The following is a 7,604-nucleotide window of genomic DNA, read 5'->3' as shown; positions in this document are numbered from 1 at the left end:
CTTGGCCTGCTTGGCCTGCTTGGCCTGCTTGGCCTTGCCTGAGCTGGCTCGGCTCGATCGTCAGGTTGCCGCGACGACGCCCGTCCCGACGAGGAGCAGCACGGCCACCCCGAGGATGATCCGGTAGATGATGAACATGTCGTAGTTGTTCTTGCCGATGAATTTCAGTAGCCAGGCTATGGCGACATAGGCGACGGCGAAGCTGACGAGCGTAGCGATGATCGTCGGTGTCCAGCCAACTCCGTGCGAGATGTTGCTGGCCGCGCTGACGCCCTGTAGGGCCGCGGCACCGAACAGCGCAGGGATGGAAAGGAAGAACGACAGTCTGGTGACAGTCACTCGGTCGAGGCCTCGGGTCAGACCGGCCGACATCGTCGCGCCGGACCGGGAGATGCCGGGGATGAGCGCGGCACACTGGATCAGGCCGATGGCCAGAGTGTCCTTCCAGGTGACGTCCTCCTCATGTCGCTTCTGGGTGGCGTTGCCGTCGGCGTATGCCATGACACCGCTCCACATGATGAGCGCGATGCCCACGAACCAGAGGCTGCGCAGGGTCGTTTCGATCACGTCCTTGAACAGCAGCCCGACCACGCCGATGGGCAGCGAGCCGAGCAGCACCGCCCATCCGAACAAGTAGTCGGGGTGGCCTCGCCAGCGAGGCTGGACGATACCGCGGAGCAGGACGGCCAGGATCCTCCCCAGATCCTTGCGGAAGTACAGCAGCGTCGCGAAGACCGCGCCGACCTGAATGATCGCGGTAAACGCGGTTATGTCGGGATCGTCGATGGAGTACCCGAGCAGTTTTTCCAGGATCGTCAGATGTCCTGTGCTCGATACCGGGAGGAACTCTGTCAGTCCCTCGACCGCGCCGAGAAACGCCGCCTCCAGCAGGTTCACGCCCACCCCTCTTCGTTGCCGGTCCTGTCGGTCCTGGCGATCCTGTCGGTTTCCGCGGTACCGGGCGGACGGCCCGTGGAGGCAAGCCGAGCGCGACCAGATCGCCTGTCGCTGTCGCCTGACAGTGCAAATCGGATGAAATCGTCTAAACTTTGTAGCATCACAGCATGTACCGGCGCATTGCCGTTCGCGATTGTATGGCCGGACTTCGGGGCCGCATCCGCGGCCGCGGACGTCCGGGGAAGGCGTCATGGCCGATCCACTCGGCGTAAGAGCGACCGGCACCAGGGGAGGTGACGTCGCGGGGCTGGGGCACATGCCTCACGTCATCGCTCCCCGCGCATCGCACAACGATGCGCGGGTGCCCCGGCTCGTCGGTCGCCGCCCGGGCGGCGCGAGCTGGACAAGTCCCTGTTGCCCGAGCTAGGGCGTGCGTCGGAAGCCGCCTGGACGCGGCTCCCTGGTCGAACGACGACTTCCGGAACACGCCGTAAATCTTGGCTCTGGGTTCAGATCTGGGACGGATACGTGTGGTCCACTGGAACGCGATCGGACGATCAGGCGGGAGCGAACCCATGAGCGGCAGCGAGATCGCGGCACCCGAGCCGGCCACCGACAGCTCGTCGGCATCGGCGGCCCGGCGGGCTCGAGCCGGATCGTCAGCGCGGCCCAGCCGAGATCAACTGGTGAACCTGCGTGACCTGGGCGGCTTGCCGACCGAGGACGGCGGGTGCACCCGAGCCGGTGTGCTCTACCGCAGCGACGCGCCACGGCATGGCGATCGGGCGCCGGTGTTCGACCTCGAATGGCCGCCCCGCGTGGTCATCGACCTGCGGTCGCCGGTTGAGCAGGACGGCGGCCCGCACCCGCTGGAATCGGCGACGACCGATGTCCGGAGGATCCCGCTGCTCGGTGATGTCGACCCCGCCAGCCCCACGTCCGAAACCGCCGCCGCGCTCGCTGGTGGCCTGGGCACGATGTACCGGGCGATCGTCGAGCTCGCCGGACCACGGGTGGTCGAAATCATGCATCTCGTGGCCCACACGCCTGGCCCGGTACTTGTGCACTGTGCTGCCGGCAAGGACCGGACCGGCCTTGTCGTGGCGGTCCTGCTGCGCGCGGCGGGCGTCGAACAACAGGCGATACTCGCGGATTACGCGGCCACAACCGCGAATATGCCGGCAGTGTTGCGTCGGGTTGGTAACAATCCGTTGCTACCTGGTGCGGGCTGGGGCGCTTCCGATCTGATCACGACCTCGACCTCGGCTGTTGAGCGGGTGCTGGCCACCATCGACGATTACCCGGGCGGCCTGTCGGGCTGGTTCGCGGCCAACGGCGCGCATCCGGACGCGGTGGGCAGCTGGCGGTCCCGGCTCGTGGTCTGATCCTGTTGCCCGGATCCGTGGCCTGCCGCAGGGGGCCCGACTGCGCGGAGCGGCGAGATCCATGTCCTTGTAGTTGCGCTCCGTAGTCGGAGTCCTCAGAATCCCGTGGGTGGACCGACGTATCCTTGCTAAAATTTTTGCCCTCGGAGCCGCTGACATGCTTGTCGGCTGTGCCAGGGAGCGGCCGAAGCCCGCCCCGCCAGCGGTCGCTCCGCAGCCTGGCGGTCCGTCTGCGCACATGTTGCCCGATACGCCGGTCCCGCGGTTGCAGGCACCGGTGGTGGCGTCATCGAGCGTGCAGCCGGCAGCCAGCCCGTCGGCGTCGTCCGCCGTGCCCCAACAGCAACAAATTCTGTTCAACGCGCCGGAGACGACTCGCCGGGTTGCGCTTACTATTGACGACGGCTTTAATCCCGTCGCGGTTGCCGGATATGTCGGCTTCGCCAGCCGGACGAATATTCCTCTCTCGTTCGCGCCAAACGGGATGTACCGTAACGTCTGGAACCAGCATGCTGACGCCATCCGGCGGCTGATTGAATCCGGACAGGTCACGATGGTCAACCACACCTGGAGCCACCGGAGTATCCGCACCCTTTCCGACGCGGCGCTGCGGGCTGACGTCGAACGCAATGATGACTGGGTCAGCCGGACATTCGGGGTCACCACCCGACCGTGGTTCCGCCCACCGTACGGGGAGCATAACGAGCGGTCGCGAGCGGTTCTTGCCGAACTCGGCTATTCGCGGATCCTCATGTGGAGCGGATCGGTGGGTGACGCGCGGATGGGGGTCACGGCGGGCGAACTCATCGCGGCCGCGCGCCAGGCCATCCAGCCGGGGGCAGTGGTGCTGGGGCACGCGAATCAGGCGGTTGTCGTCAGCCTGTACGGAGAACTCGAGCGGCTCATCGCGCAGCGGGCGCTGGTGCCGGTCACGGTCAAAACAATGTTCACGGCCGACCAAAACGTTCGTTGAACCCAGCGGGCCGCCTGTTCACGGGACCGCCTCTTTACGGGAGCGTGTGCCGTAGGGCTCGTATAATTCGATCATAAACGAAGCCGTCGAGGCCGCGCCGGCCGGCCATCGTTCCTCGATGAGCAGCTGTATGTCGGCAGCGCGCCGGTGGTGTGCGGTCGGACCCATCATGACGAGATGCAGAAGATCCTGTGCGGTAAGCGATAGATCCAGATCGAGTGTCCATTGGTCCCGCTGGACGAAGGAGCCAGCCAGTTTCGAGCGGAGGCGCTCGGGTTTTCGTTCGTCAACCGTGACGAGACCTAGCGAATCAACAAGTCCGGCCAGATGGCGGACGGTGGGCGTTACGATGACGAGATGTCCGTCCGGCCGGAGGATGCGGTGCATTTCCGTGACATTGCGCGGCGCGAAGACATCGAGCACGACCGAGGCGGTGCCCGTGCGCACCGGCAGCGGCCCGCGCAGGTCCACACCGACCGCGCCGATCCGCGGATGCGCACGCGCCGCACGCCGCAGCGCTTGCCTGGACACGTCAAGCGCGATGCCGACCGCGCTGGGGCACAGGTTCAGCAGATGCGCCAGGTAGTAGCCAGGGCCCGCGCCGACGTCGACGAAGACCTGTTCACCGCCGATCGCTCCATTTTTGATCGTGTAGTTTCGGATGACCGCGCCAAGCTGGTCGGCGAGCGCCGCGTAGTGGCCGCCAGCGAGGAACGCCTCTCGTGAGCGGACCATTTCCGCATGGTCACCGGCGACTTCCGCGGCCCGGCCGGTTGTGAGCGTCAGATGGCCTCCTCGAGCGAGGTCGTACGCGTGGCCGTCCGGGCAGCGCACCTGCCCGGTGCCGACGGTGAGAGACAGCCCGCATATCGGGCATGTGAGATAGGTGAGAACCGCATGAATCACGCGTGGCCCACCGTCATCATCGGCCGCATGGCAACGACAGTACGTGCCTGGCGCAGCCTACCGGATCAACCCACGGCCAATTGGCGTTCCGATGGTGAGGTGGTATGACGCACTGGTCCGCTGACAGGAGATCAGAAGCAGGCCCGGTATCCGTGGGCTCCGCTGCCGGCCGCGGGTCGCCCGGGACGGAACGGGTGGCGGTTGTCGGTGCCGGCATGGTCGGGCTGGCCACCGCGTGGTTTCTCCAGGAACGCGGAGCCCGCGTGACAGTGTTCGAACGTGCCCAGGTGGCCGCCGGGTCGTCCTGGGGCAACGCCGGCTGGCTCACTCCGAGCCTGGCGGTACCGTTGCCGGAACCGGCTGTGCTGCGCTATGGCCTGCGGGCCGCGTTGAGGTCGACATCCCCCGTGTATGTACCGCCGCGTGCCGACCCGCGGCTGCTGCGATTCCTTGCCGAATTCGCCCGCAACAGCACGGTCAGCCGTTGGCGGACGGCGATGGGTGCCCTTGTGCCTGTCAACCGGCGGGCGTTCGACGCTTTCGACCTCCTTGCCGCCGGTGGCGTGGCGGTACCCACCCCTACTGCCGTGCCCTTTCTGGCCTGTTACCGTGACCCACGGGAGCGGGATGCGTTGGTCATGGAGCTGGAGGAGATCCGCGACGCTGGCCAGCACGTTGATTTTGACCTGCTCGATGGCCCCGCGGCGCGCACACTGCAGCCGGCGCTGACAGATAAGATCAACGCTGCGGTCCGCATCAATGGCCAGCGATTCTGCGATCCCGGGAGCTTTGTGCTGTCGCTCGCGAACAGCGTCCGGGCTCGGGGTGGTGAGGTGCGGGAGGGCGTCGGTGTGCTCGCCATCCACGCTGATCGTCATGATCGATACCGTGCTGGCGCCGCTGATGTAAGCGTGGAGCTCTCCACCGGGCAGCGTGGCCGGTTCGACGCGGTGGTAGTTGCCAGCGGTGCGTGGTTGCCCCATCTTGTTCGTTCGTTTGGGGTCCGGACTCCCGTCCAGGCGGGGCGCGGGTACAGCTTCAGCGTCGCGGCACGCGACTTACCGCAGGGCCCGCTCTACTTTCCCGCCCACCGGGTGGCGTGCACACCGCTGGGGGGGCGGCTGCGCATCGCCGGGATGATGGAGTTCCGGGAGCCGCATGCGCCGCTCGACCGCCGCCGTGTCATGGCGATCGTCAACGCGGTTCGCCCCTTGCTGGCCGGCGTCGATCTCGATACGCGGACGCAGGAGTGGGTTGGTTCTCGCCCGTGTAGCCCGGACGGTCTTCCGCTGATCGGGCGTACCGCGTCACCACGGGTGTTTGTCGCAGGCGGTCACGGGATGTGGGGTATCACACTCGGACCAGTCACCGGCCAGCTGGTGGCCGAGGCGGTCATCACGGGCCGCTCTCCGGCCGAGCTCGCGCCTTTCGATCCACTGCGCTGACGGGTAGCTCGGCCATCTGGGCGGGCCGACTTGTTTCCGCCGGCCGCGGGTTTGTCAGGTTGACGGGTAGTGGCAATGTGAAGTCATTGAAATACTCTCAGTCGCAAATTGTGGTGGGGTGATCGGGTGTCGGCTGCGCCCGCCGATCGTGCTTTGACAACTCCCGCGCGGGGTGCAAGTCTGCCTGGGCAGGTGATGAGCGGTCGTGCCATCGGCACAGCGTCGGATGGCCGGCCGTTGACCGCCGAGTCGGCCAACGGCCGCGCGGTTGGGAGTTTCTGCGCGGTGGGCGGCCTCAGAGAATCTGAATCTGGGGGCCAGAGGATGCGTAATCATTGTTCTTCACGCGCGCCCGGAAGCCGGGGGGAATCTGGCAGAGCGGACGGGCGGCTGGCGGCGCCCTGCCATTCACTTTCCAGATCATGGGCAGGAGCCCGCCGCCGTCCTCCCCAGGTGGCTGTCGTTCCCGGCGGCGCTGGGGCCGTCCAGGTCATCTGCGATGAGGGCCATCGCTGGTGGGTCGTGCGCTGGTCGATTGCTGGGCTGCTTGCTGACGGCCCTTTCGAGACACGAACTGATGCGGTTGACCGGGCACGTAACCAATCCGGGCTCTGACGCGGGGCCGAACAACGGTCACGGGCCCTTACCGATCAGCTTACCGATCAGCCGAGTAGATCGAGCACGGTCGCGGCCACCGGACCGTCGGTCAGGTAACGGCCGGCTTCCAGTAGGTGTTCTCGCCAAAGATCTTCGGCGGCACGAGCCTCACGGGCCTCGATGAGGTCCACGACGCGTTCATGGTCGAGGAGGCGCCGACGGATGGCGAGCCGGTGCTCGGGTCCACGCTCAGCGGCGGGCTGGGAGATCGTTGCGAGATCGAGAATGTGGCGCAGCATGCCCGACAGAACCGAGAGCGTCGTGTTCCCAGCGAGATCCACCAACAGGATATGGAAGGCGAGATTGGCCTGTAGGCACTGGCCTGGATCGTCGGTCGCTGTGGCGGCGGCGGTCTCGCCTACCGCGAGCCGGAGTTTGTCCAGGTCATCCTGTGTGTGGTTCTCCGCCAGGATCGCCACGCAGGGCGGCTCAATCACAGCGCGGGCCTGGTGGATATCGGCCAGCGTGGTACCGCGGTACTCCAGAACCAGGGCGGCGTAGCGGGCGGCGATGTCGCCGTTTGGTGTGTGCACCCGCGCACCACCATGTGCGCCGCGCCTGACTGTGATCAGCGCCTCGGATTCCAGGACCCGGAATGCTTCTCGCAGTGTCGGCCGGGAGACACCGAACTGTTCCATGAGGGTGGCCTCGGGCGGCAGCGCGTCACCTTCGACGAGTTCTCCCCGCACGATGCGGCGCCGCAGGTGGGCCGCGACGAGTTCGGCGGTCTTCGGGACTCGAACCTGCTGCCCGATCGCGACCACCGTGCCGGCCCTGCTAGTAGCCGGCATCGCCAGCTCTTGTACAGCCATCGTGGGCGCCTCCATCGACAACGAACAGGTGAGTCTCTTTACAACACGGACCCGGCGAGCCAAGGGGTTCAGCTCAAATGTTGTTGGTGCTTGAGGTTACCAATGGGTCGTCCCTGTTCCCTAGAGAGCCCGGACACATCCGAGGCTTCGATGTTGTCCACAAGTAGTCTTTGCCTGGCCCGATGGGGATGCTGGCTGGGGTTGTTGAGCGTGAGGGTGGCTGGAAAAAATTTCCAGCCACCCCTTCTGTAAAGGGTCGCTGACCCCTGTGCTATAAGAGCATCCGGCCGCGGTGGCCGAGCATCGGCCGCAAGGATCTCGATCAGTCGTGTATCCACTTGGCGCCGCTGGTCCGGGGCGCTGCATTCGTCCGGTGCGGCCAGCGGAGCGGCACCGCTCGCGCACAGGGCCGGGCGCATTGGCGAACCCGGCAGGCCCGCTGCCGTCCTGCCGTCTCGGTGCCTGCCGCGGCGCGAAGAAACGGCCATGAGCGGTCCTGGCTGGGTGCGGTGGCCCTGGTTGGGTGCGG

The 7,604-nt window shown here is 66.5% G+C and carries 6 protein-coding genes; 3 read left to right on the top strand and 3 right to left on the bottom strand.

Annotation, left to right across the window (positions count from 1 at the left end; genetic code table 11):
• Positions 1–60: 60 nt before the first annotated feature.
• On the bottom strand, positions 61–897 hold the full coding sequence (locus MJ785_RS00180; RefSeq protein WP_239310824.1) for an undecaprenyl-diphosphate phosphatase: 837 nt from the start codon (positions 895–897) through the stop codon (positions 61–63).
• A gap of 575 nt (positions 898–1,472) precedes the next feature.
• Here MJ785_RS00180 and MJ785_RS00175 point away from each other — a divergent pair.
• Both MJ785_RS00175 and MJ785_RS00170 read left to right on the top strand, forming a co-directional pair.
• The gene (locus MJ785_RS00175; RefSeq protein WP_239347140.1) at positions 1,473–2,282 is read left to right on the top strand and encodes a tyrosine-protein phosphatase; all 810 of its coding nucleotides are present in this window, start codon (positions 1,473–1,475) and stop codon (positions 2,280–2,282) included.
• 238 nt (positions 2,283–2,520) lie between these two features.
• Positions 2,521–3,255 carry a polysaccharide deacetylase family protein gene (locus tag MJ785_RS00170; RefSeq protein ID WP_239379847.1) on the top strand — a complete coding sequence of 245 codons (735 nt, stop codon included), beginning with the start codon at positions 2,521–2,523 and terminating at the stop codon, positions 3,253–3,255.
• A gap of 18 nt (positions 3,256–3,273) precedes the next feature.
• On the opposite strand, the gene MJ785_RS00165 is transcribed toward MJ785_RS00170, so the two are convergent.
• On the bottom strand, positions 3,274–4,161 hold the full coding sequence (locus MJ785_RS00165) for a putative RNA methyltransferase (RefSeq protein WP_239310821.1): 888 nt from the start codon (positions 4,159–4,161) through the stop codon (positions 3,274–3,276).
• 215 nt (positions 4,162–4,376) lie between these two features.
• Here MJ785_RS00165 and MJ785_RS00160 point away from each other — a divergent pair, with 215 nt between their 5' ends.
• Positions 4,377–5,606 carry an FAD-dependent oxidoreductase gene (locus MJ785_RS00160; RefSeq protein ID WP_239405470.1) on the top strand — a complete coding sequence of 410 codons (1,230 nt, stop codon included), beginning with the start codon at positions 4,377–4,379 and terminating at the stop codon, positions 5,604–5,606.
• A 662-nt stretch (positions 5,607–6,268) separates the two neighbouring features.
• Here the strand turns inward: MJ785_RS00160 and MJ785_RS00155 are convergent.
• A complete protein-coding gene (locus MJ785_RS00155; RefSeq protein WP_239310819.1) occupies positions 6,269–7,075 on the bottom strand; it encodes a FadR/GntR family transcriptional regulator in 807 nt (268 codons plus the stop codon).
• Positions 7,076–7,604: the final 529 nt, after the last annotated feature.

Source organism: Protofrankia sp. CiT1 (assembly GCF_917627335.1).
GTDB lineage: Bacteria > Actinomycetota > Actinomycetes > Frankiales > Frankiaceae > Protofrankia.
The sequence above is the reverse complement of the archived record's forward strand: the minus strand, read 5'-3'. Positions and strand labels throughout refer to the sequence as shown.

Coding starts and splice junctions, on each gene's coding strand:
- MJ785_RS00175 (WP_239347140.1), top strand. CDS start 1,473: ATGAGCGGCAGCGAGATCGCGGCACCCGAGCCGGCCACCGACAGCTCG.
- MJ785_RS00170 (WP_239379847.1), top strand. CDS start 2,521: ATGTTGCCCGATACGCCGGTCCCGCGGTTGCAGGCACCGGTGGTGGCG.
- MJ785_RS00160 (WP_239405470.1), top strand. CDS start 4,377: ATGGTCGGGCTGGCCACCGCGTGGTTTCTCCAGGAACGCGGAGCCCGC.
- MJ785_RS00155 (WP_239310819.1), bottom strand. CDS start 7,075: ATGGCTGTACAAGAGCTGGCGATGCCGGCTACTAGCAGGGCCGGCACG.